Annotated in this window: 21 protein-coding genes; 13 read left to right on the top strand and 8 right to left on the bottom strand. The window is 60.9% G+C overall.

Features of this window, described 5'->3' with window-relative positions; all coding sequences use genetic code 11:
• Position 1: 1 nt before the first annotated feature.
• Genes X773_RS66245 through X773_RS66255 form a run of 3 tightly spaced genes read right to left on the bottom strand, consistent with a single transcriptional unit; the run spans position 2 to position 3,351 of the window.
• The gene (locus tag X773_RS66245) at positions 2–1,363 is read right to left on the bottom strand and encodes a mandelate racemase/muconate lactonizing enzyme family protein (RefSeq protein WP_023679251.1); all 1,362 of its coding nucleotides are present in this window, start codon (positions 1,361–1,363) and stop codon (positions 2–4) included.
• A 56-nt stretch (positions 1,364–1,419) separates the two neighbouring features.
• Complete coding sequence (locus X773_RS66250) at positions 1,420–2,586, bottom strand: mandelate racemase/muconate lactonizing enzyme family protein (RefSeq protein ID WP_023679252.1); 1,167 nt, start codon at positions 2,584–2,586, stop codon at positions 1,420–1,422.
• Positions 2,587–2,640: 54 nt separating this feature from the next.
• Complete coding sequence (locus X773_RS66255; protein ID WP_023679253.1) at positions 2,641–3,351, bottom strand: GntR family transcriptional regulator; 711 nt, start codon at positions 3,349–3,351, stop codon at positions 2,641–2,643.
• A 208-nt stretch (positions 3,352–3,559) separates the two neighbouring features.
• On the opposite strand from X773_RS66255, the gene X773_RS66260 reads away from it, so the two are divergent.
• The 6 genes from X773_RS66260 (at position 3,560) to X773_RS66285 (ending at position 10,038) form a co-directional block, all read left to right on the top strand.
• Positions 3,560–5,038, top strand: a complete 1,479-nt coding sequence (locus X773_RS66260; protein ID WP_023679254.1) for a sugar ABC transporter substrate-binding protein — start codon at positions 3,560–3,562, stop codon at positions 5,036–5,038.
• A 76-nt stretch (positions 5,039–5,114) separates the two neighbouring features.
• Positions 5,115–6,074 (top strand): sugar ABC transporter permease, encoded by a 960-nt coding sequence (locus tag X773_RS66265; RefSeq protein ID WP_023679255.1) that lies wholly within the window; start codon positions 5,115–5,117, stop codon positions 6,072–6,074.
• The gene (locus X773_RS66270) at positions 6,071–6,961 is read left to right on the top strand and encodes a carbohydrate ABC transporter permease (RefSeq protein ID WP_023679256.1); all 891 of its coding nucleotides are present in this window, start codon (positions 6,071–6,073) and stop codon (positions 6,959–6,961) included. Before X773_RS66265 ends, X773_RS66270 begins: the two co-directional genes overlap by 4 nt.
• A 10-nt stretch (positions 6,962–6,971) precedes the next feature.
• The gene (locus tag X773_RS66275; protein WP_023679257.1) at positions 6,972–8,069 is read left to right on the top strand and encodes an ABC transporter ATP-binding protein; all 1,098 of its coding nucleotides are present in this window, start codon (positions 6,972–6,974) and stop codon (positions 8,067–8,069) included.
• 33 nt (positions 8,070–8,102) lie between these two features.
• Positions 8,103–9,266, top strand: coding sequence for a mandelate racemase/muconate lactonizing enzyme family protein (locus X773_RS66280; protein WP_023679258.1), 1,164 nt, complete (start codon positions 8,103–8,105; stop codon positions 9,264–9,266).
• A 22-nt stretch (positions 9,267–9,288) separates the two neighbouring features.
• Positions 9,289–10,038, top strand: a complete 750-nt coding sequence (locus X773_RS66285; RefSeq protein ID WP_023679259.1) for a ribonuclease activity regulator RraA — start codon at positions 9,289–9,291, stop codon at positions 10,036–10,038.
• On the opposite strand, the gene X773_RS66290 is transcribed toward X773_RS66285, so the two are convergent.
• From X773_RS66290 to X773_RS66300, 3 genes are read right to left on the bottom strand one after another with little or no spacing between them, the layout of a single operon-like run.
• Positions 10,039–10,860, bottom strand: a complete 822-nt coding sequence (locus X773_RS66290; protein WP_023679260.1) for an alpha/beta hydrolase — start codon at positions 10,858–10,860, stop codon at positions 10,039–10,041.
• A gap of 8 nt (positions 10,861–10,868) precedes the next feature.
• Positions 10,869–12,356, bottom strand: coding sequence for an NAD-dependent succinate-semialdehyde dehydrogenase (locus tag X773_RS66295; RefSeq protein WP_023679261.1), 1,488 nt, complete (start codon positions 12,354–12,356; stop codon positions 10,869–10,871).
• A gap of 18 nt (positions 12,357–12,374) precedes the next feature.
• Positions 12,375–13,601 carry an iron-containing alcohol dehydrogenase gene (locus X773_RS66300; RefSeq protein ID WP_023679262.1) on the bottom strand — a complete coding sequence of 409 codons (1,227 nt, stop codon included), beginning with the start codon at positions 13,599–13,601 and terminating at the stop codon, positions 12,375–12,377.
• A gap of 323 nt (positions 13,602–13,924) precedes the next feature.
• Here X773_RS66300 and X773_RS66310 point away from each other — a divergent pair, with 323 nt between their 5' ends.
• The 4 genes from X773_RS66310 to X773_RS66325 all read left to right on the top strand — a co-directional run bounded on the left by X773_RS66310 (position 13,925) and on the right by X773_RS66325 (position 16,448).
• Complete coding sequence (locus X773_RS66310) at positions 13,925–14,626, top strand: GntR family transcriptional regulator (protein ID WP_023679264.1); 702 nt, start codon at positions 13,925–13,927, stop codon at positions 14,624–14,626.
• Positions 14,627–14,777: 151 nt separating this feature from the next.
• Positions 14,778–15,371 (top strand): DJ-1/PfpI family protein, encoded by a 594-nt coding sequence (locus X773_RS66315; RefSeq protein ID WP_023679265.1) that lies wholly within the window; start codon positions 14,778–14,780, stop codon positions 15,369–15,371.
• A 343-nt stretch (positions 15,372–15,714) separates the two neighbouring features.
• Positions 15,715–15,942, top strand: a complete 228-nt coding sequence (locus X773_RS66320; protein ID WP_023679266.1) for a hypothetical protein — start codon at positions 15,715–15,717, stop codon at positions 15,940–15,942.
• Positions 15,939–16,448 carry a TA system VapC family ribonuclease toxin gene (locus tag X773_RS66325; protein ID WP_023679267.1) on the top strand — a complete coding sequence of 170 codons (510 nt, stop codon included), beginning with the start codon at positions 15,939–15,941 and terminating at the stop codon, positions 16,446–16,448. Before X773_RS66320 ends, X773_RS66325 begins: the two co-directional genes overlap by 4 nt.
• Before the next feature lie 683 nt (positions 16,449–17,131).
• Here X773_RS66325 and X773_RS66330 read toward each other — a convergent pair.
• Positions 17,132–18,259 carry an FAD-binding oxidoreductase gene (locus X773_RS66330; protein ID WP_023679268.1) on the bottom strand — a complete coding sequence of 376 codons (1,128 nt, stop codon included), beginning with the start codon at positions 18,257–18,259 and terminating at the stop codon, positions 17,132–17,134.
• Positions 18,260–18,323: 64 nt separating this feature from the next.
• A complete protein-coding gene (locus X773_RS66335; RefSeq protein WP_023679269.1) occupies positions 18,324–19,325 on the bottom strand; it encodes an SIS domain-containing protein in 1,002 nt (333 codons plus the stop codon).
• Positions 19,326–19,427: 102 nt separating this feature from the next.
• Here X773_RS66335 and X773_RS66340 point away from each other — a divergent pair, with 102 nt between their 5' ends.
• The 3 genes from X773_RS66340 to X773_RS79140 all read left to right on the top strand — a co-directional run bounded on the left by X773_RS66340 (position 19,428) and on the right by X773_RS79140 (position 22,899).
• A complete protein-coding gene (locus X773_RS66340; protein ID WP_023679270.1) occupies positions 19,428–20,294 on the top strand; it encodes a PfkB family carbohydrate kinase in 867 nt (288 codons plus the stop codon).
• A 162-nt stretch (positions 20,295–20,456) separates the two neighbouring features.
• The gene (locus tag X773_RS66345; protein ID WP_023679271.1) at positions 20,457–21,293 is read left to right on the top strand and encodes an ABC transporter substrate-binding protein; all 837 of its coding nucleotides are present in this window, start codon (positions 20,457–20,459) and stop codon (positions 21,291–21,293) included.
• A gap of 76 nt (positions 21,294–21,369) precedes the next feature.
• Positions 21,370–22,899, top strand: coding sequence for an amino acid ABC transporter permease/ATP-binding protein (locus tag X773_RS79140; RefSeq protein ID WP_023679272.1), 1,530 nt, complete (start codon positions 21,370–21,372; stop codon positions 22,897–22,899).
• Positions 22,900–22,930: the final 31 nt, after the last annotated feature.

The raw sequence follows: 22,930 nt of genomic DNA on the forward strand, positions 1-22,930 counted from the left end.
CTCAGCTCCAGGTGCGGTCCCAGGAATACTCGTTGTCCCAGTGATCCGTGGGCTGCCAGATGCCGGTGACACCCGGCTGCAGATGCTGCGAGATCACCTCGTCGACGACGTCGTCAATCCCCAGGCCAGGTTTGTCCGGAACAGTGATAAAGCCGTCCTTCACGAGCGGCTTGGGAACGCCGGTGACGATATCGTCCCACCAGTCGACATCGGCAGAGTGGTATTCGAGCGCCATGAAGTTTTCGGTCGCGGTCGCGACATGTGCCGCGGCCATTGCGGCGATTGGACTTTCGGCCATATGGATGGCCATTGCGACGCCGTGGTCCTGGGCCATGTCGCCGATCTTCTTGGTCTCGAGGATGCCCCCGCTGGTGAGCAGGTCCGGGTGGATAATGGAGAGGCCGCCGCTCTTGAGCAGAGGCTCGAAGCCTTCCTTAAGGTAGATGTCCTCGCCGGTGCAGATCGGCACCGTAGTGGCGGCCTGCAGTTGCCGGAACTGCTCGGTGTACTGCCATGGGATCACATCCTCGAGCCAGGCCGGCACGTATTTTTCAATCCGCCTGGCGAGCCGAATGCCGTTCTGCAGCGAGATGTGGCCGACATGGTCAATGGCGAGCGGAATATCCATGCCGATAACATCGCGAACCTCGGCAATGTACTGTTCAAGCAGGTCGAGGCCCTTGTCGGAAAAGTGGAGGCCGGTAAACGGATGGGGGACGTTATGCAAATCGTAAGCGGCATTGCGGGCGCGCCGCTCCTCCATGGTCTTGACCGGTCCGCGGCCGGGATGGATGCGGTACCCTTCAAGTGAACCGGCAGGGGAGACGACCGCACCGCGTACATCCGCGATCTGCATCAGCCCCAGATCCATCTTGAGGAAGGTGAAGCCGAGCGCCATGCGCTGCTTGAGGCGCTTGCCGGTCTCGGTGCCGCTCGGCACGGTAGCGTCGGTGTCGCAATAGATGCGCACCTTCTCCCGAAACCGGCCGCCGAGCATCTGGTAGATGGGAACGCCATAGGCCTTGCCGGCGAGATCCCACAACGCGATCTCGACCGCCGAGACGCCGCCGCCTTGCCGGCCGTGGCCACCGAACTGCTTGATCCGGCGAAACAGGCGGTCGATGTCGCAAGGGTTCTCGCCAAGCAGCCGGCTCTTCAGCATCAGCGCGTAGGTGGCACTGGCGGCGTCGCGCACCTCGCCAAGCCCGACGATGCCCTGGTTGGTGTAAATCTTGAGCAGGGTTGAGGTGAACGGCGCGCCGACGATTTCGGCTACCCGCATGTCGGTGATGCGAAGCTGGGATGGCTTGGAGTTCGCGTTTACCCGATTGAGCGCTTCGTCGGCGCCACCTGTCTTTGCCATGACTTATCCTCGTTTTCGGCTTGTCGTCCCGCACCCTGGGCCGGCACAGCGTGTTGCTAGCCCAGCTCAATCTCGTGGGCCTGCAGGTAGTCGCGGTCCATCTCAATACCGAGACCAGGCTTCGACGTCAGCTTGAGGCTGCCGTTCGAAATGTCGAGTGGTCTGTCGATCAGGTGATCGTATTTGCCCAGGTTCCACTCCGATGTTTCAAGTTTGTAGAAGTTGGGAACGGTCATCATCACCTGCGCTCCCGCAACCACGTTGATCGGTCCCGCGGCGTCATGTGGCGAGACCGGCACGTAGTAGGCTTCGCATAGCGCAGCAATCTTCTTGAGTTCGGTAATGCCGCCGGTCCAGGTAACGTCGGGCATGATGTAATCAGCGAGCCTGTTCTCGAGTACCGGCACGAAATCCCACTTCGTGTGGCCGCGCTCGCCCCACGAGATGGCGGTATTGACCTTCTCACGTACCTGCTTGAGGGCGTTAAGGCTCTCGGGCGGGCAGGGCTCCTCAAACCAGTCGATCTGGCCGGCCTCCTCGAGGCTCCGACAGAGGCGAATGGCGGTGGGGACGTCGAAGCGGCCGTGCGCATCGATGAGAATGTCGACATCGGGTCCTGCCGTTTCGCGGATCAGAGCCGTGAGTTCGGCGGCTTCGCGCTCGTCCTTGCGGGTCATGCTGCCATCGAGGTAGCCGTCTCGCTGTTCGCGGGGCAGGCCATCGGCGCTGCGGCCCTGGTGGGGGTAGGGATCGAACTTGAGCGCAGTGTGTCCGGACTCGACAATGTCTAGAATTTCGCGGACCACAGCCTCCTTGCTGGTGAATTTGGCCTGGTTGGGATGGGTGTAGAGCGCGATTTCATCGCGTACCGGCCCGCCAAGCAGCTCGTAAATCGGCTTGCCGAGGACTTTGCCCCGGATGTCCCAGAGGGCAATATCGATGGCGCTCACGCATTCGACGGCGGCGCCGCGGCTTCCCATGTAGGTGAAGCTGCGGAAGATCTTGTGCCAGAGATGCTCGATACGCGCCGGATCCTCGCCTGTCACGGCGACGCCGATCTGCCGCAGGATCGTGCAGAGAGCGCGGTTGGCGAGCCTTGTCGTGGTGGTGATCTCTCCCCAGCCACTCACTCCCTCGTCGGTCGTCACTTCGACGAACAGGAACTCTCCCCAGTAAGAAGCATCGGACTTGATCAGCCACGGCCGAATGCTCGTGATTTTCATCTCAACTACCTTTGCCTGAAAATGGTCAGCTAACGATGTTCTGGACTGGACATTTTATCCGGCCCGAGCGGCGTTGCGCGCTCGCATCTGTTCGAGAATATGCCGGCCCGAACCCTCGACATGGCGGGAAACGAGTTCGGCCGCCTTGTCGGCCTCTCCCGCCTTCACAAGCGCGATGAGTTCGCGGTGCTCGCGCATGATCGCGGCACGTCGCGCCAGCGTGAAATTGAAACGACGGCTCACGGCTCGCAGCACTTCGCGATGCTTCCACCAAAGCTCGGCTGCGTGGCGGTTGTAGTGCCGCTGGTACATCACGGTGTGGAAAGCGGTATCCAGCTCACTATGCCTGAATGTGTCGGCGAAATTGTTCTCTTCGATCAGGCCTTGGAGACGTTCGAGTTCGGCGATGTCCTCGCCGGTAGCCATATTCACAAACCATCGTGTCAGGGCTGGCTCGATCAGAACACCGATCTCGTAGATATCTCGGACAAAATCTTGATCAATGGGTCGCACGCGCGCCCCACGGTTGGCGACAAAGGTGACAAACCCTTCGCCGCGCAACAACTGCAGGGCCTCGCGCACAGGATTGGTCGAAGTGCCGTGACGCCGGGCGAGATCGGTGACGACAAGCCGTTCGTTGGCGGCGAGCCGTCCCTCGATGATATCTTCCCTGATCAATTCATAAAGCGAGGCGCCCTCGCTGGAGGCCCCGATGGGATCGGTCCCCACCGGTGGCATCGCTTTGAAATCGCTTATTTCGGCCAAGGCCGGCTCCCCAATTTAATACATACTTTGCCCGATATCACACACGGCTTTCGCAAACAATGTACGATCTGGCGCGTTGACAGGCAATCCATGATCTGAAAACGTACCAAGCGATCGAGAGGATACACTGAGTTGAAAGAGGCATCCTCGCGATCGAAACGAGCAAGGACCGCTTTAGGGCGGCATGGGAGAACCAGGGAGGATACCTATGACGAGAATTGCGCTCGGCAGTGCCGTCCTGCGCGGCACTGTCGCCACTGCTTTGATGGCATCCCTGACGTCTACATCGGCGCTGGGTGCACCGCCGGTCGACCTGAGCAAGTGGTCGCCGGAATATGTGCGCTCGATTGCGGGCACACAGGATTTTGACACGGCGGCCGATTGCGCCAAGGTCACACCGCTCGACTACAAGGGGCGACTGACTTTCTGGTATCAGGGCGTGTTCGAAGGCGACCCGGACCTCCTGCGCCAGTACTACAAGGAATTCTTCGAGACCTTCCGCAAAACATATCCGAACATCCAGCTCGAGGAACAAGCCCTCACCTATAACGATCTTCTCGACAAGTTCCGCACCGCGCTCCTGGGCAATGCCGCGCCTATGGCGGTCCGCCTGCAAATCCTGGGTGGTACCGAGTTCGCCTCAAAGGGCTATCTGCAGCCGCTCAAGCCAGAGGACGTGGGGTATTCGACCGAGGATTTCTGGCCCGGCGCCATGAAGGCCGTGACCTGGGAGGGCGTGACCTACGGCATTCCGACCAACAACGAGACGATGGCGTTCATCTGGAACGCCGACATCTTCAAGCGTGCGGGCCTCGATCCGGACAAGGCTCCGGCAACCTGGGAAGATGTCGTCAAATATTCCAAGCAGATCCACGACAAGCTCGGCATTGCCGGCTACGGCCTCGTGGCGCGCAAGAATGCCGGCAATACGCCGTACCGTTTCATGCCACAGCTGTGGGCCTATGGCGGCGGCGTCTTCGACGAAGCCACCGCGAATCCGACCTATGAGCAGGTCCAGCTCGATAGTCCACAGAGCAAGGCGGCGCTGCAAGCCTCCTACGACATGTATGTTCGCGACAAGTCGGTTCCGGTTTCGGCGCTCACCAACCAGCAGGCCGATAATCAGCCCCTGTTCGTCGCCGGCCAGCTCGGCATGATGATCTCGCACCCGTCCGATTACAACGTCATGCTCGACCTGCAGAAAAAGGCGACGGGCACCGACAAGGACAAGGCGCAGACGGTCATCGACAACATGCGCTACGGCCTGATCCCGACTGGTCCCGACGGCAAGCGCGCCGTCGTGTTCGGCGGCTCGAACATTCACATCCTGAAACCCGAATACGTCGAGGGCGGCAAGGTAGACGAGCCGGCTGCGAAAGCTATCATCTGCATGTGGACGAGCCCTGAATGGTCGCTGAAGATGGCCTACGCGGGATCAAACCCGGGCAACCTCAACGGCTTCAAGACCAAGTGGATGAAGGAACGTCTGGACAACATCAAGTTCCTCGACGTCACCACCTCGATGCTGCCATACGGCATCCCGTTCCCAGCTCTGCCGCAGGCCCCCGAGATCATGAACATCATCATCCCGGACATGCTGCAGAATGCCCTGACCGGAGCGATGACCGTCGACGAGGCAGCGGACGACGCGGCCAAGAAGGTAAAAGACCTGATGGGCGGACTCTAGTCCAGGCCGGACCTACGACTGACGGCTGCGCCGCTGGCGCAGCCGCCTCGTTCCGAAGAAAAAGGGCACGCCACAAGTGACGATCGTGACCGGCAAGGCCGAGGCTCGCCGAAGATTGCAACCCGGTTGGTCCGGCGCGCTGCGGAAGATCTGGGAGCATCGCGCCGACTACGCGTACGTGCTCCCAGCGATCGCCGTGATGCTCATCGTCATCGCCTATCCGATCTACTACACAGTCGAGCTGTCGTTCTTTAAGACACCGCCTGGCCTGCAACTCCGCGACAAGACCTTCATCGGCTTCGACAACTACACGACCATCCTCACCAGTCAGGTGTTCTGGAAGGTCACCTGGAACACACTGATCTGGACGCTGGGGTCCACTTTCATCTCCTTTGTCCTGGGGTTTGCAACGGCGCTGGCGCTCCACCGCGACTTCATCGGCCGTGGTGTCTTGCGCGCTATCCTGATCATCCCTTGGGTCATCAGCGCCGTCGCCGCCTCCTATATCTGGAAGTGGATCTACCATTCGGACTTCGGGGTCATCGGCGCGGTGCTGGTCGGCCGCGGATTGGCCGACCAGCCGCCGAATTTCATCGACAATGTCAGCACGGTGCTGCCCTCCCTGATCGTCGTCAATATCTGGCGCGAGTTTCCGTTTGCCATGATCATGATGATGGCCGGCCTGCAGACAGTCCCCGACCAATTGCTGCGCGCCGCAAAAGTCGACGGTGCCAATGCGTGGCAGCGCTTTTGGCACGTCACCTTCCCGCACTTGCGCAACGTCTCGGTGGTGACGATGCTGCTGCTCGCGGTGGCCAACTTCAATTCCTTCATCATCCCCTGGATCATGACCGGCGGCGGGCCGTCGAACGCATCGCATATCTGGATAACCCACATTTATGAGCTCGCCTTCGGACGGCAGCGCTGGGGCGTGGCATCGGCTTATTCGGTGCTCCTGTTCCTCACGCTGATGACGCTGGGCTACTTCTACGTCCGTGCGTTAAGCGGCAACGAGCGGAAAGAGGGGAGCGCATGAGCACGATTGCCGAGACAGCCCCTCGAGCCCAGACCCGTCGCCGCATGCGCGTCGACGGATGGCGGTGGGCCGGGCGCATATTCCTCGTGTTCATGCTGCTTTATACCGCGTTGCCGATGATCTGGATGCTGATCACCTCGATCAAGTCCGGATTCGCGGCGACGCAATTCCCGCCGCAATGGTGGCCGGACGAACCTACCCTCGCCAGCTATCAGAAACTGCTCGATCCGCAGAACAGCGTCGGCCAGGACTTCCTCCGCTTCTTCTGGAACAGCCTTTTCGTGTCGACCGTCACGACAATCCTTTCAGTGATCGTGGCTGTCCCAGCGGCCTACGCGTTTTCGCGCTTCAGTTTCCCCGGCCGGAATTTCCTGTTCTTTGCCGTGCTGCTGCGCAATATGTTCCCGGCGGTGATCTTTCTCGTGCCACTCTTCATCCTGATGCGCGCGATCGGTCTGATAAACACGCATGGCTCACTGATACTCACCTATCTCACCTTTGGCCTGCCGCTGGCGATCTGGCTGCTCAAGGGCTTTTACGACAATATCCCGGTGCAGCTTGAGCAGGCGGCGCGCATCGATGGCGCAACACGGTTCCAGGCCTTCATCATGATCGTGATGCCGCTCTCGACGCCGGGGATCATCGCCACCGCAATCTATTCCTTCATCGGCGCGTGGAACGAGTACATCTACGCCTACACCTTCCTCTCCAAGAACGAGCAGTTGACCCTGCCGGTCGGCATCCAACGCTTCTTCTCGGAAAATACGACGGATTTTCCGGGCCTGATGGCGGCCAGCTTCATGATGAGCGTGCCCGTCGTGGTGCTGTTCCTGGTCCTGCAACGATACTTCGTACGCGCCCTTACAGAAGGCGCGGTCAAGCACTAGGGAGTTGCCGATGGCCCACGTGGTCCTCCAAGATCTCGTCAAGAGCTATGGCGGCTTCAAAGCTGTCAACCACGTCTCGTTGACGGTCAATGACGGCGAGTTCGTTGCGCTCGTCGGCCCTTCAGGCTGCGGCAAGACAACCACGCTCAATCTCGTCGCTGGGCTGACCCCGATCACATCGGGCGACATCATCATCGGCGAGCGCGTGGTCAACGACCTCGACCCCAAGGACCGGGACATCGCAATGGTGTTCCAGAACTACGCGCTCTACCCGCAGAAATCGGTCTACAAGAACCTGGCGTTCCCGCTTCAGATGCGCAAACTCCCCAGGGACGAGATCGACAAGAAGGTCAAGGAAGCGGCGCGAGTGCTCGACATGACGCACCTGCTCGAGCGCAAGCCGCGCGAACTTTCGGGCGGGCAGCAGCAGCGTGTGGCTCTTGGCCGTGCCCTCGTTCGCGACCCCGCAGTGTTCCTCATGGACGAGCCACTGTCCAACCTCGATGCCAAACTGCGCGTGCAGATGCGGTCGGAGATCAAGCGTTTCCACCAGGACCTCAAGGCGACGATCATCTATGTGACGCACGACCAGCTCGAAGCCGTGACCATGGCCGACAAGATGGCGGTGATGAATGGCGGCTACCTGCAGCAATACGATTCACCGGCGCAGGTCTTTGCCCATCCGGTGAACATGTTCGTGGCCAGCTTCATCGGCAGCCCGGCGATGAGCCTTATTCCGCTGCAGGCCTCGACGGCAAACGGCAACACGGTGTTGACCGGCGCCGAGGGCTGGCGCCTTGAGCTCTCACCGCGCAATGCCCAGAAGGTGGCGAAAGCGACGACCCGGAAAGTCGTGCTCGGCGCACGTCACTCGACGATCAAGCTCCACAAGAGTGCGGTGCCAGGCAGCGTCCCGGCCAAGGCCTATACGGTGGAGCCGACCGGAGACGTCACCTTCGTTCAGGCGTTCCTGTCCGGCGCTATCGTCAACGTCAGCGTGCCGCCGAACATTGCCGTCGCGCCCGACGAGCAGATCTGGCTCGAGTTCGACCAGGAGCGGATGCATCTGTTCGATGGCGAAACTGAAATGGCCCTCAAGGCCAACTGAGATAGGGCCGATGCGTGTGGAACGTGGGCGTGGATGACTGAGAAGCTTAAGATCACCGCGATCAAGCCCTATCCGGTTTGGGTAGGAACGCGCAACCAGATGCTCGTCAAGGTCGAGACCGACCAGGGCATCTTCGGCTGGGGCGAGAGCGGCTTGAGCGGTCGCGAGAGGGCCGTGGCCGGCGCGGTCGAGCACTATCGCGAGTTTCTCATCGGCCGCGACCCGATGCAGATCGGGCGGATCTGGCAGGAGATTTACCGCAGCCAGTACTTCGAAGGCGGGCGAGTCCTTCAGGCGGCGATTTCCGCCATCGACATCGCCCTTCACGACATCAAGGGCAAGGCGCTGGGCGTGCCGGTCTACGAGCTGCTGGGCGGCAAGCAGCGCGACCGCATTCCCACCTTTGCCTCGACCGGCGACGAGGCCGAGGGCGACGTTGCCATCGAACGGGCCCGCGAACTTCGCGCGCAGGGGTGGCAGGCGATCCGCTTCTTCCCCTTCGGGCAAAACAGCAAGGACATCTTCGAGCCGCGCGAGTCCATCGGCGCTACCGCGGGTATGCTGAACAAGGCGCGCGAGGCGCTGGGCAGCGACGTGGTCCTCGGCCTCGACTATCATCATCGGCTGTCGGTGGCAGAGGCGGCGAGCTTCTGCAACAAGCTCGGTCGCGGCGTGCTTGATTTCCTCGAGGAGCCGATACGGGCCGAGACGCCGGAGGCCTATGAATCGCTGCGCACGATGACCGAAATCCCCTTTGCCATCGGCGAGGAATTTGCCAGCAAGTGGCAGTTCCTGCCCTATATCGAGCGCGGCATCCATCAGTTCAACCGGATCGATATTTGCAATGTCGGCGGGCTCACCGAGGCGATGAAAATCGCTGGCTGGAGCGAGGCGCATTATGTGGACCTGATGCCGCACAATCCCCTTGGTCCAGTGTGCACGGCCGCGACCGTGCATCTCGCTGCCGCGGTACCCAACTTCGCGTGGCTCGAGACCAGGGCACCCGAAACAAAGCTGGGCTTCGACAATTCCGACTTCTTCCCCGTGCAACCACGGCTCGACGGGACCGATTACCCGGTCGGCGATCTGCCGGGACTCGGCGTCGAGGTCAACGAAGTTGCGGTCCAGGCGCAGAGTTTGCGTTTCTGGGAAGCGCCTCACCTTAAGCGCCGCGATGGTTCTGTTACGAACTGGTAGTTCCATTCATCCGGAGTCCACAATGACGCATACTTCCGATATCACGCGGCCGCCTAAAGACCTGATCGACGCGCTAAGGGAGATCGGCGCCGCGACGGTTGCCGGCACGCTTGGCCACATGGGCTTCCGCAATCCGCATATGGTCGGTCCGGTGGCGCAAAACCACGGGAAGTCGATCGTCGGGCAGGCGTTGACGCTGCAGTTCCTGCCGCAGCGGCCGGACCTCTTCACCGAGGGAGAATATGCTGATCCGGAGACGCAACTGCACCGGCACGTGCTCTATCACGCGCAGGAGGGCGATGTGGTCGTGGTCGACGCGCGCGGCGATATGAGCTCGGGCGTCTTCGGCGATATGATGTCGACGTATTTCAAGGGCAGGGGCGGGGCGGGTATCGTCATCGACGGGTGCATGCGCGACCGGCCCAATGTCGAAAAGCTCGACCTGCCCCTATGGCTGCGCGGCTGGACGCCAAACTATCATGTGCAAACCAGCATCTATCCCAATGCCGTCAACGTTCCGATTGCCTGCGGCGGTGTCACGGTGATCCCCGGCGATATCATTGTCGCCGACGACGACGGGGTGGTGGTGCTTCCCGTCGTGATGGCCCCGAAGGTGATCGAAGAATCACAAAAGCATCATGATTGGGAGGAGTTCTCACGAGTGAAGCTCATGGAGGGCGGCCCGTTGCAGCGTTACTATCCGCTGCATGACGATGCCCGCGGGGAGTACGAGGAGTGGCGCAAAACAAATCGCCTGGAGAACCCGAGTTAGTCAGCAGGCCTTGGCGATCAGTTTTGCCAGGCAATCGGCAGCCTCAGTCCCCGGCACGCCAAGATCTCTGACACTGTCCATGTGGTTGCGGTTCGGGAGCACATGCGACGTTACCAACGATCCCTGCCGCAGCAAGCTTGCTTTGAATCGATCGGCTTGCTGATGGAAGGGTGGCGTCTCATTGGCTCCGACCAGAACCGCCGCCTTGGTTTGAGGATCATGCCGACAGGCGAGCGGCGTGAACATGGCGACTTCCTCGTCGGTTATTCCAATCTCGTTGGCGAGAAAGGAATCCTGGAGCGGCTTCAAATCGTAGAGCCCGCTCAACAGAAGGGCTGCCCTTACATTCGAGGGGGTGTGCGCCCCATCGAACAGGAACGTTGCAAGATGGGCTCCAGCCGAATGACCACTGACGGTCAGGGCCGCCGGGGTTCCGCCATGATCGGCGATGTTGGCCAGGACCCACTGCTTGGCCCGGCGCACCTGGTCGACGATCCTCGCCATTCGGACCTTGGGCATCAGAGCATAATCAAGGATGACGGCAATGGCCCCGGCCTGGGTAATCGTCGTCGCCATATATGAATAGTCGCGCTTGGAGAACATTCTCCAGTAGCCGCCATGGACAAAGATGTGCACCGGAAGCGCCGTTCTTTTGCCCGCGGGAAAGAACAGGTCCATGGTCTCGGTCGGATCCGGTCCGTAGGCCACGTCTGCCGCCATCGCAATGGTGGCGCGGGCGACCTCGCTGCGATCAACGAAGTCCTGCACGATTTCGTCAAAATCCGCGACGTGGTCGCGGATGCGAAAGGGATCGCCTTGCATTCTTCTGCTCACATGCTGATGGCGAGGTATTTCGCCTCCATGAATTCCGCAATGCCGTGATGCTGCCCTCCCTCGCGGCCGAGCCCGCTCTGCTTGACGCCGCCGAAGGGGGCTCCTGGATCGGACATCAGCCCGCGGTTGAGAGCAATCATCCCGGCCTCGATCCGGGAGGCCACCCGCATGCCGCGCGTCAGATCGCGCGTGTAGATGTAGGCAGCAAGCCCATATTCGGTGTCATTGGCGCGCGCGATGACCTCGGCCTCCGTTTCGAAGCTGGAGATCGGCGCCACCGGCCCGAATATCTCCTCATGCGCCATCTTTGCGTCGCCCGGCACGTCGCGAAGCACTGTCGGAGGGTAGAAGAAACCACGTCCGGACAGGACTGAGCCGCCGCACAAGACCCGCGCGCCGCGTGTGACCGCGTCGACGACAAGGCGGTCTATCTTCTCGATCGCCTTTTTCGTGATCATAGGCCCGCATTCCGTGTCCGGGTCGGTGCCGGCGCCGACCTTGAGCGACGACATCCGCTTCTCGAGGCCCTCGCAGAAGGCTTCGTAGATGCCAGATTGGACGTAGAGGCGGTTTGCGGCCGTGCAGGCCTCGCCGGCGTTGCGCATCTTGGCCACCATTGCGCCATCGATCGCCGCTTCGAGATCGGCGTCGTCGAACACAATGAACGGTGCGTTGCCGCCGAGTTCCATGGAACACGAGACCACATGCCTGGCAGCCTCTGCCAGCAGAGCGCGGCCCACACTCGTCGAACCGGTGAAGGAGAGTTTGCGCACCCGCGGATCGGCCAGCATGGCGGCTGTCAAAGGGCCGGGACTGGAGGTTGTCAGGACGTTAACCACCCCCGGTGGAACGCCTGCGTCCTGGTAGAGCGCGGCCAGCGCGTAGGCGGTAAGCGGGGTCTCACTGGCCGGTTTCAGGATCACCGTGCATCCAGCGGCAAGTGCCGGCGCGATCTTGCGCGTCGCCATCGCGGCAGGAAAATTCCAGGGCGTGATCAGGATGCATATGCCGATCGGTTCGTAGTCGACCACAATGCGATTGGTGCCGGAAGGCGCAGTACCGAATTCACCGGTAATGCGAACGGCCTCCTCGGCATTCCAACGGAAAAATTCCGCGGCATAAGCGATCTCGCCGCGGGCATCCCGCAGGGCCTTGCCGTTTTCCAGTGCGATGAGAGTAGCCAGTGCCTCCGATCGTTCCGTCATCAGCTCAAAGCAGCGTCTGAGGATCTCGGAACGCTTTCGCGGCGACGTTGTCCGCCAGCCATGGGCTGCTTTGGCAGCGGCGTCAACGGCGGCGGCCGCGTCCTCCAAGGTCGCATCGGGTACGGCCGCGATGATGGCTTCCGTCGACGGATCAATGACCGGAATTACCCTGCCATCCGCGGACTGCCGCCATTGGCCGCCAATATACAGCCGGTGCGAGATTGTGTGGAAGTCGCTGACGCCCTGATCATCCGACAGAACCTGTGAAAACGTGTTCATCTCGATATTCCCGATTGTTTACATGACGCAGCTGGCGAGGTCGCCATCAAAGGCGGCCTGGACCAGACGTCGCATGGACCTCAAATCGAATGGCCGCGGATTGTTCTTGATGAGACGCTCGATACCGATCGCCTGTTCCGCCGTCCAATCGAGCTTGTCGGCAGGCAGCCCCAGCTCGGCCAACGTGGGGGTGATCCCGATTGCCCCAAACAGCCGACTGACCTCGCCAATGGTCGCGTCGGCCAACTCTTCGGGCGTCCGGCCTTTTGCATCGAGGCAGAGCGCGTTGGCGATCTCGGCCATCTCGGTCACTGCGGCTGTTCTGTTGTACTTCATGACGAATGGCAGCATGGTGGCGACACCCAATCCGTGAGCGGTGTGGGTTATCGCGCCAACCGGATATTGCACGGCGTGCGCTGCCGCTGTGCCGGCCGTTCCGAACGCGCAGCCGGCTGCAAGTGCACCCATCATGACGTCGGCCCGGGCGTCCTCGTCGGAGGGCCGGCGGTATGCCGTTTCAAGGCTTCGGCCAAGCAGCTTGATCGCCAGCAGGGCGAAGTGATCGGTCAAGGCGGTTTTGCCGATAAAGACATGGTTCTGCGGAAGGCCGGGATCGGTTCCGCGCCTGGCGGCGGTGAAGGCCTCGATTGCATGCGTCAGCGCATCGGCGCCTGCGATCGCGGTTAATGCCGGCGGGCATGTCATCGTCAGTTCAGGATCGCAGATGGCCGCGGCCGCGATCAGATACGGGCTGGAGATGCCGACCTTCAGCGTGCGATCCGGATCGGAGATTACGGCGACCGGGGTCACTTCAGAGCCCGTGCCGGCTGTCGTCGGCACCGCGATCAGCGGCAGCGTCGGGCCGGGCACCTTGAACTCGCCGTAGTAATCCTGGAGCTGACCGCCGTGAGTGATGAGCAACGCGGCGCATTTCGCCATGTCGAGACAACTGCCGCCGCCAATGCCGATCACCACGTTGGGCGCGAACTTCCGTGCTTCCTCGACGCAGACGGCAACGGTGTCCCGAGGAACGTCGGGCAGCACACGATCATGCACCAGTACGTCTATCGAGGCGGCTCGCAGCCCCGTGACAATCTCTGCGAACGGGCCCGTTGCGGCAAAACGTTCATCGGTGCAGACGAGTGCGCGACGCCCGAGCCTCGCCGCGACAACCGGAATGACGTGGCGTTGGCCCTTCCCGAAGAGGATTTCGCGCGGCAGCCTTAGGGCAGCGAAAAGGCTCATGACCTGCATCCTGTGATGATGACTGGATTGGAATGCGAGATGGCGTTCAACTCGGCCCAAAGGCCGGGTTCGATGTAAAACCCGTCTCGCAGCGCGGTTGCGTATCGACGTGCCGAACCATCGCCCGCAACGCTGGCGGTCCGTTCAGCCGGTGAGGAAGCACGGGCTGCCAGGGCGGCACGCTGTTCCAGCAGGACCACCGCAAGCGCCATCGCTTTGTCTTGAAATGGCCTCAAATAATATCCTCTATAAAATCGTATAGGATATAGGATTGCATTGGCCGGAGCATCGTGTTAGCAACTTGATGTGTCAAGAGGCAAAAAATGCAGCCCATGAACTTACCCAGTGTAGACGAAGCGAACCCCGCCGGCGGACGTATCCAGCGCTCCAGCAGCTTGGTTGAGGACGTCTACGAAGCGATCTTTGCGCAACTCATGTCCCTGAAGATTGCGCCGGGCTCGCGCATCACCGTCGACAGCCTGGTCAAGGAATTCAACGTATCCCACACGCCGATCCGCGAGGCGCTCGGCCGGCTCGAAGGCGAAGGCCTGGTGCTGAAGACGCATCTGATCGGCTACCGCGCTGCGCCGCAGATCACGAAACGACGGTTCGATGAACTCTACGAGCTTCGCCTGCTGCTCGAGCCTCATGGTGCAGCCAAGGCAGCGGTGCTCATGGACGAGACAAAGCTCGCACAGCTTCAGAAATCGGCCGGCGTCATGGCGCGCCGTGAGGGCAAGGACGAGCGGCTGCGGTATTCCAACTTTGCCCGCCAGGATGCCATTTTCCATGACAAGGTCATGGAATTCGCCAATAACGAACTCGTGCGCGAGACGCTGGCGCACCAGCATACCCACTTCCACATATTTCGCCTGATGTTCCACTCGCGCGTCACCGAAGAGGCGCTTGACGAGCATGAGGCCATCCTGGCCGCTTTCGCTGCGGCCGATCCTGCCGCTGCCGAGCAGGCGATGCGTCGCCATATCGAGCATTCCCGCGACCGTTTGTTGCTGGCGTTCGACTGAGACTGTCCCGATGTCCCCGTACCCGCCGTTGACGGTCATCACGCCGGTCAGTGCCAACGAAGACTACTTCCCCGATTCACCCTTCTAGAAACTCAAACCTACCAGGCGAGTACAGGTCTCGCCCGGCCGTTGTCACAGGAAAGGAACGACCATGCCAGGCAAAAAGATCCTGATGCTGACTGGTGAATTCACCGAGGAATACGAAATCTTCGTCTACCAGCAGGCGATGGAAGCGGTGGGCCACACCGTTCACGTCGTGTGCCCAGACAAAAGCGCCGGAGACCTGATCAAAACATCGCTGCACGATTTCGAGGGCGATCAGACCTACACCGAAAAGCTCGGCCACTATGCGCTGATCAACAAGACCTTTTCCGACGCTGAGAAGCAGTTGGAGCAATACCACGCTGTGTACTGCGCCGGCGGCCGTGGCCCCGAATACATCCGCACCGACAAGCGCGTACAGGCGATGGTGCGCCACTTCCACGAAACCAAGAAGCCGATCTTCACGATCTGCCACGGCGTGCAGATCCTGATTGCGGTGGACGGCGTCGTGCGTGGCAAGAAGGTCGGCGCACTGGCGGCTTGCGAGCCCGAAGTGACGCTTGCGGGCGGCATCTACATCGATCTGTCTCCAACGGAGGCATATGTGGATGGCACGATGGTTTCGGCAAAGGGCTGGACGGCGCTTGCAGCGTTCATCCGCGAATGCCTGAAGGTGCTGGGAACGGAGATCCGCCACGCGTAGACCTTTGCTCCGACGCATCCAAAAGGGTGCGTCGGTCCTTGCTGCAGCCTCCGTAGCTTCTGCCGATAGTCTCCCGAGCTGATAAGCTTCCGGAAGGCACGTCCCTTAGATAGCGCGGCCATAACGGTCCCCTCGGCCCTGCGCAACTTTGTCGGTAGTCAAAGGGTGAGGGAAACCAAACTCGCTTACGAGTGATCGGACAACTCGTGTGCTACCTAATCCGGACAACTCATCTGCTTACGACGCTACGAAGTCGCACCGCTGTCGGAAGTCGCACCGCTTGAGTACCCGACGTTGCTGCTCTATATGATGCGTGATGATTGATGCGCACCAGGAGGGCGACATGAGAACCACACTGGCGATCGATGACGACGTCCTGGTTGCGGCCAAGGCCATCGCCCGGCAGCAGGATCGCAGCCTCGGCGAGGTCATCACCGATCTCGCCCGGCGCTCGCTGCGCCGGCCTCAAGCCGGCGGCGAGCGCAACGGGATTCCTCTACTGTCGCCTCGGCCGGATGCACCTCCTGTCACGCTTGAGACGGTCAATGCCCTGCGAGACGAACTGCCTTGACGTTCCTGCTCGATGTCAATGTGCTGATCGCACTGATCGATCCTGGCCACGTCGCCCATGACGACGCGCATGACTGGTTCGAACAGGCCGGCAACGCCGCATGGGCTACGTGTCCCATCACCGAAAACGGCGTCCTGCGCATCGTCGGCAACCAAAGATATCCCAATTCTCCCGGCTCGCCCGCCGTCGTTGCGCAAATCGTTGCCAAGTTGCGGGCTCTGCACGGGCACAGCTTCTGGCCCGACGATGTGAGCCTGGTTGGCTCGGGCGACATCGATGCAGCGAAAATCCTGACCTCGGCACAGGTCACCGATACCTATCTTCTTGCGCTCGCCAAGGCGCGTGGCGGCCAACTTGCGAGCTTTGACCGCAAGCTGTCAGTCGCGGCCGTGAAGGGCGGGAGNGCCAAGGCGCGTGGCGGCCAACTTGCGAGCTTTGACCGCAAGCTGTCAGTCGCGGCCGTGAAGGGCGGGAGGTCTGCACTGCACCTGATTCCCACAAGGTAGACCGCCAGGCTCTTTTTGTCTGTTCTGCATCGCCGAACCGCGCAGGTTGAGATAGGCATAGCCGCGCAGCACCATCAGGCCGGTGCGCTCAGGCGCAATGCGCTACCGTTCGTCCAAGGCCACGAGTGTCTCAACATGCCGCCCCTCTTGGATGGTTCGTTCTCCAGCTTCCAGTCAAGGTCGGGCTTGAACCGTTGCGCGGCTGCCTGCGACTGGTACAATGCGTCGGCTTACGAAGCGACGCTGTTGTTTCTTGGCGACGAATGTTTGCTGGGTGATCCATTGCAAGACATCGGTGCTCAGGGGCGCTGGCGGTGTAGTCGCCAATACTTTCGAGACTGGCGCCAGACAGACGCGCCGCACGTTCGTGTCCCACCTTACAACCTCTAGGACCTCGCGACATCGAGCCTATCCGGAGTGGTTCTACCCGCTGGTCGAAGATAAGCCGTTTCTGACCTTCGGCATGCCGCAGGACGTGTTCATCTCGATGGCTGGCGCGGCCGAGTTCACGCTCGGATTCGGGTTGGAGATGCTCCTCCGGGCACCTCAGCTTCTTGGCCTTGACCACCCTCGGTCCAACGTTGAAGCTGCAAGAAGCAGAAATTCGCTGTTTAGCGATTCTTGCCAGGATTCCCCAGGCCCGCGGCCCATCTGGACAGTTCGACCTCGGCCGCGATGCCCTGTCAGCTGAAACGGTTGGCGCGGAAGGTTGCAAGCATGGGATGCGGATTGCCGGAGGCGATTTCTTTGGCAAGCAATTCGCCGACGATCAATCCAAGCGTGGCGCCGCTGTGGCTGAAGGCGACGTGAAGTTCGGCAACGGTCTCGATGGAGCCAAGCACTGGCTCGCCGTCGCCGGGGATGGGCTTCGGGCCAACTGCATAGGTAGCGAGTTGGAGCCGCGGATTGCCCTCGAGCACCGCACTAGCCTCCTCGAGCAGTCCTTTGACGGTCTTGTCGTGCACGGTGTAGGTTCCGTCAGAGTTGACCACGACTTCTTCCTCCGACCACGCCGAATCCAAAACAAGTGCGCCATCCGGCGTCGGGCGAACCGCCACGCGGGGCGTATTCAGCACGGCACGGAGCTCGGTCTTGATCGGCTTGGTCTTCAAGAGAAGTGAAATTGGCGTGGCGTCGGGGACACGAACTCCGATCTCTGCGAGCATGATAGGCGTCGCTGGCCCAACCGCAAGGACCACTGCATCCGCCTTTACCGGCACACCGTCGGCAGTGACGACGCCACGCGCGCGACCACCTGTGGCATCTATCCGGACGCGTCCAGCGTCCCGAACAAACTGGCCGCCGCGGGAGCGGAACTCATTGAGCAGCAGACTGATCAAAGACGGCAGGTCAACCCATCCTTCGCCAGGATTGAAGATGGCACCCTGAGGGGTAATTGCGCTCGCGTTGACGCCGGGCACCACTGCACCGACTTCGGCAGGGCCGAGCAGAAGCGCGTCATAACCAATATCCTGCTCCAGCTGGCAGACGGACGCGATCTGGTTCGTCTCATCATCCGCATCCCAGGTGAGGCCGCCGTCAAAGCGAAGCCACGACGCGGTTTCCGGCCTTGTGGCCGCCAGGGTCCGATAACGGTCGATGCCTGCAAGCCTCAAGCGGTGATAGGCAGTGTCGGCACGTCGCGCTGAGTTCAGCCAGGAAAGTGAACGGCCGGATGCACCGTTGGCCGGCGCGCCGTCATTGACAATGGTTACATCAAAGCCAAGACGAGCGAGGTGCAGCGCGGAAGAGGTGCCGAAGATGCCTGCGCCGACAACGACGACTTGGCGCGGTTTTGCAGATGCAGTCATAGAGAAATCCTTTTACGCAGAAGCCGGGCTGGGAGTTGTTGGATCGCTGCAGAGCGCGGCGGAACTAGTAGTCCGTTAGCTTCTTCATGTAGCGCCGGCCATCGAGCATCGGCCGGCCACGCAGGCCGGCCAGCTCATAGGCAAAACGCCATAGAGTGTCGAAGAAGACCAAGGGCACGAGATAGGGTTTGATGTCATCGGACATACCGCTGAGGTCGAGTTCCGCTCCATCTAGCACCAGGATGTTTTCCCGGCCTCCATGTTTGAAAAGGAAGTCGCGGGCGCGTTCGGAAAGGCTCCGCGTCTCGTCCAAACCCAGCAAGACCACGAAGCAAGCATCCCGGTCCACCACCTCAAATGGGCCGTGAAAGAACTCGTTGGCGTGTATGGCCTGCGAGTCGTACCACTGCATCTCCATCAACACGCAGATCGCGTACGAATAGGCCGCACCATAGCTGGCACCGCTGGCCAGTGTGTAGATCGCATTGCGCGGCGCGAAACGGGGGGCGAAGGCCTGAAACCGGTCGGCATAGGTCCGGTGTGCACGCTCGATCGCCGGCTGAAGGTGGCTCAGGCTCATCAGCAGATCGGCAGTTAGCCCGGCGTCCTCCCGAGCATCGATTAGGCCGGCGAGCAACATATAGAGCACGCCGTAGTTGCTGCAGGCTGAATCGATTGCTTTGCCCGTCGTGTAGGAGGCCTGGTAGGCGACGGCGTGGTCGACCGCCTGCGCGAGGGGCGATATCTGGTCGAGCGTCATGCCGATTGTCGTTGCGCCTCGATTCTTTGCATGATTGGCCGCTCGCACAGTTTCCTGGGTGGTGCCGGTCTGCGAGCAAAGGACAACGAGCGCGTCAGGTCCCAACCGTCGCGGGTCTCGGCAGACGAACTCATCCGCGTTGTAGATGTCGCAGGCGAATGTACCGCTGTGACGGTCGACCAAGTACTTGCCTGCCATCATGATCGAGAGCGAGCCGCCGCACGCCACGAGGAATAGGTGCGAAAACTGCCTGCCCGCCGTAGCGGTCAGGGCGCGTTCCACGTCGGCGGGCAGGGCGGAAATCATGAGCTTTCTCGTCTCGTTGGCAGAGCTAGGGGCCGGCGCACAATTGACAGCTGGCAGCCATTGTGCGAACGTTATCACATCCTTTAAACTGAAAGTCCTGCAATGGTCAAGATTGCCGCGATAGGCGATAACGTGGTCGATTGTTATCTTGCTCGCGACGAGATGTATCCTGGCGGAAATTGCCTCAATGTCTCGGTCTATGTCAGCCGCTTCGGTGGGCGATCGGCCTATGTCGGAGCGATCGGCAAAGACCGGGCGGGGGACCTTATCTGCACTGCACTGGCGTCGGAGCGCGTGGACGTCACCCGATTACGGCGCCTCAAGGGGCCGACCGCTTACTGCCTCATAGGTCACCGCAACGCCGATCGGATTTTCCTGGACTTCGATCTAGGCGTTTCGTTGTTTACGCCGACGCAAGAAGATCTGGATTTTCTCTCGGGCTTTCAGGCCGTCCACATCGGCCAGTCCAGCGGGTTAGACCCGTGGGTTGCCGCTGTATCGAGTAAGTCACTGTTGTCTTACGACTTTTCTACGCGGCGGGAACCGGGACATCGACGCGAGATTGGGCCCTATTGCTATCTGGCTTCCGTCTCGGGTGACGGTCTCGACGACAACGAATTGGCCGCAATCGCAGCCGAACTCCTTGGATGTGGTTCAAAGTGGGTTCTTGTGACTCGCGGTCGAGCCGGCGCGGTGCTTCACAGCGACACCGTCTCTTACCGCACCCAGGCGCGGCTGGTCGAACCAGTCGACACCCTGGGCGCGGGCGACAGCTTCATCGCCAGAACGCTATTCGGCCTGCTTAAGGAAGAGGCGCCTCAAGACATTCTCGGCCAGGCCGCGGAGGCGGCGGCCGCTACCTGCCAGCACTACGGGGCGATCGGCCATGCGACAGCAATCGAGTTAGGAAAGATGACGCCGGAGATCCTTCGCGGAGCTCGGCACTCTCAAGACTGGAAAACCGTCTAGCAGCGAAATTCTCCGAACAATTGACGCGAGAAATGGACAATGCTAAAGCAAATGATAACGTTCTCACCTATCTGACCAAAACGCCACCTAAGAGCGTTTTGATGGATGAGACGTCGAGTGGGATCGCAGGGCCGAGTTCGGCCAATCGTAAGAGGAGAAGACATGCACACGAATTCGAGCAGGCGCCAACTTGTGAAATCCGGTCTGGCGCTGACGATCGCGCTGTTGACAGGACTTGGCACGTTGGCCTCGTCAACGCAGGCAAACGCGGCCGACAACCCCTACAACCTCATCGACCCGACGGTGATCAGCGTCGGAACCATGGGCGATGCGAAACCCTATGTCTTCACCGACGCCAACGGTAACTTCACTGGCTTCGACGCTGAACTCTTCCGCGATGTGGCGCGCCGGCTCGGGTTCAAGGAAGAACAGGTCGTTTTCACCGGCCAGGAATTCTCGGCGCTGCTGCCGTCGGTTGCCAACGGCCGCTTCGACGTCGCTGTCGCCGCTATCGGCACGACCGCGGAGCGCAAGAAGACCGTGGATTTTGGCGACGGCTATCTCGCCGGCTACCTGTCGATCATTTCGGCGGATCCGGCACTGACGAGCAATGAGAGCACCGCCGGAAAGCGCATCGGCGTGATCCAGGGAACGCTGCAGGAAATCTATGCCGAGAAGAATCTGAAGGGCGATATCGTCAAATTCCCCGACAACAACACTGCGGTGGCGGCGCTGAATAACGGGACGATCGACGGCCATTTCACTGACTATGAGTCGGCCAAGCAGTATGTGGAGCGCTACAAGAACCTGAAGATAACAATGAATGTGCCGTCCTTCGATGCGCCAGCCGGGTTCGTGGTCAAGAAAGGCAACGATGCCTTCCGCGAGGCGCTCAACAAGGCGCTGCGCGAGGCCATGGACGATGGCACCTGGAAACGGCTGCATGAGAAGTGGTTCCCGGGCACTCCGATGCCGGATCAATATCTGCCCAAGAAGTAAATTCGCGCGTATTCATTTTCGTTTCCGGCCGGGCCCGTGAGCAACGGTGCCCGGCCGAGTTATAGATGGACGTGATATGAGCTGGTTCGATACCTTCGCCCGCAGCTTCCTTGATTTCCAGGCGATGGCAGAAGTTCTGCCAAACATGGTGATGGTCGGCCTCAAGAACACTTTGATCCTGGCCCTTGCCTCGACGTTTTTCGGGACGCTGATCGGTATCGTCCTCGCAGTCATGGGGATTTCAGAGAACCGGCCGCTGAAACTCCTTGCGCGGGTCTACACCGATATCTTCCGCGGGCTTCCTGCTATTGTCACGATCCTGATCATTGGCCAAGGCTTCGCGCGGTTGGGCCGAGATCTGTTCGGTCCATCGCCTTATCCGCTGGGCATTCTGGCGCTCAGCCTGATCGCCGGCGCCTATATCGGAGAGATTTTCCGCGCCGGCATCCAGAGCGTCGAGCGTGGTCAGATCGACGCCACCCGCACTCTCGGTATGACGTATGGCCAAGGCATGCGCCTGGTGGTGATCCCGCAAGGCATCCGCCGCGTCCTGCCTGCACTGGTCAACCAGTTTATTGGCAACGTCAAGGACTCCAGCCTGGTCTATTTCCTTGGTCTGCTCGCCTCCGAACGCGAACTGTTCCGCGTTGGCCAGGACCAGGCCGTGCTGACCGGCAACCTGTCGCCGCTGTTGCTGGCCGGCGTGTTCTATCTCGTGATCACGGTGCCGCTGACCCACCTCGTCAATTACATCGACGCGCGCATGCGCGTCGGCAAACGTATCACCGCTGTGCAGAGCGGCCTCAAGGAAGTCGCCGAGCTTGCCGAAGCCGGCGTGCCGGGCGCAGCGAAATTGCCCGCAGCGGCGCCCGCGCGCTTCAAGGGCGGCGGCATCGAGGTCAAGAACATCGACATGGCCTACGGCGCCGTCCAGGTGCTCCATGACGTCAGTCTGAAGGTCGAGCCCGGGACCGTCACCTGCCTCGTCGGTCCGTCCGGCTCGGGCAAGTCGACCTTGCTGCGTTGCCTCAACCGCCTCGTAGAGTGTCGAGCCGGTGACATTCTGCTCGATGGCGAAAGCATCTACAAACAGACCCCTGACCAACTCCGGCGGCGCGTCGGCATGGTTTTCCAGCAGTTCAATCTGTTTCCCGACCGCAGTGCCCTCGCCAACATCACCCTGGCGCTGCGCAAAGTAAAACGCATGTCGCACGAGGAGGCTGAGGGGGCGGCCTTGGCGAGGCTGCATGAAGTCGGACTGCTGGAGCGCAAAGACCATCGGCCGGCCAATCTCTCCGGCGGGCAACAGCAGCGGGTAGCCATCGCGCGCGCCCTGGCCCTCGAACCCGAAATCATGCTGTTCGACGAAGTCACCAGTGCCCTCGATCCGGAATTGGTCAAAGGTGTCCTGAACTTGATGGCCGACCTCGGACGGGGCGGGATGACGATGGTGGTCGTTACGCATGAGATGAACTTCGCTCGCAAGGTCGCGAACCAGGTCGTATTCATGGACGAGGGGCGGATTGTCGAGGCAGGACGACCAGAGGACCTTTTCGACAATCCGCAGAGTCCACGTCTTCGGCGTTTTCTGTCAGAGGTGCTGTGATTGCAATGGTGTGCGCAACGGCGGCTGTTGC

The sequence above is a fragment of the Mesorhizobium sp. LSJC280B00 genome (genome assembly GCF_000502835.1).
GTDB lineage: Bacteria > Pseudomonadota > Alphaproteobacteria > Rhizobiales > Rhizobiaceae > Mesorhizobium.

Excerpts from the sequence above, each read along its gene's own strand:
- X773_RS66285 (WP_023679259.1), top strand. The coding sequence starts at position 9,289 with ATGACGCATACTTCCGATATCACGCGGCCGCCTAAAGACCTGATCGAC.
- X773_RS66275 (WP_023679257.1), top strand. The coding sequence starts at position 6,972 with ATGGCCCACGTGGTCCTCCAAGATCTCGTCAAGAGCTATGGCGGCTTC.
- X773_RS66330 (WP_023679268.1), bottom strand. The coding sequence starts at position 18,259 with ATGACTGCATCTGCAAAACCGCGCCAAGTCGTCGTTGTCGGCGCAGGC.
- X773_RS66290 (WP_023679260.1), bottom strand. The coding sequence starts at position 10,860 with ATGCAAGGCGATCCCTTTCGCATCCGCGACCACGTCGCGGATTTTGAC.
- X773_RS66345 (WP_023679271.1), top strand. The coding sequence starts at position 20,457 with ATGCACACGAATTCGAGCAGGCGCCAACTTGTGAAATCCGGTCTGGCG.
- X773_RS66335 (WP_023679269.1), bottom strand. The coding sequence starts at position 19,325 with ATGATTTCCGCCCTGCCCGCCGACGTGGAACGCGCCCTGACCGCTACG.
- X773_RS66245 (WP_023679251.1), bottom strand. The coding sequence starts at position 1,363 with ATGGCAAAGACAGGTGGCGCCGACGAAGCGCTCAATCGGGTAAACGCG.
- X773_RS66260 (WP_023679254.1), top strand. The coding sequence starts at position 3,560 with ATGACGAGAATTGCGCTCGGCAGTGCCGTCCTGCGCGGCACTGTCGCC.
- X773_RS66300 (WP_023679262.1), bottom strand. The coding sequence starts at position 13,601 with ATGAGCCTTTTCGCTGCCCTAAGGCTGCCGCGCGAAATCCTCTTCGGG.
- X773_RS66250 (WP_023679252.1), bottom strand. The coding sequence starts at position 2,586 with ATGAAAATCACGAGCATTCGGCCGTGGCTGATCAAGTCCGATGCTTCT.
- X773_RS66310 (WP_023679264.1), top strand. The coding sequence starts at position 13,925 with ATGCAGCCCATGAACTTACCCAGTGTAGACGAAGCGAACCCCGCCGGC.
- X773_RS66315 (WP_023679265.1), top strand. The coding sequence starts at position 14,778 with ATGCCAGGCAAAAAGATCCTGATGCTGACTGGTGAATTCACCGAGGAA.
- X773_RS66280 (WP_023679258.1), top strand. The coding sequence starts at position 8,103 with ATGACTGAGAAGCTTAAGATCACCGCGATCAAGCCCTATCCGGTTTGG.
- X773_RS66295 (WP_023679261.1), bottom strand. The coding sequence starts at position 12,356 with ATGAACACGTTTTCACAGGTTCTGTCGGATGATCAGGGCGTCAGCGAC.
- X773_RS66270 (WP_023679256.1), top strand. The coding sequence starts at position 6,071 with ATGAGCACGATTGCCGAGACAGCCCCTCGAGCCCAGACCCGTCGCCGC.
- X773_RS66340 (WP_023679270.1), top strand. The coding sequence starts at position 19,428 with ATGGTCAAGATTGCCGCGATAGGCGATAACGTGGTCGATTGTTATCTT.
- X773_RS79140 (WP_023679272.1), top strand. The coding sequence starts at position 21,370 with ATGAGCTGGTTCGATACCTTCGCCCGCAGCTTCCTTGATTTCCAGGCG.
- X773_RS66320 (WP_023679266.1), top strand. The coding sequence starts at position 15,715 with ATGAGAACCACACTGGCGATCGATGACGACGTCCTGGTTGCGGCCAAG.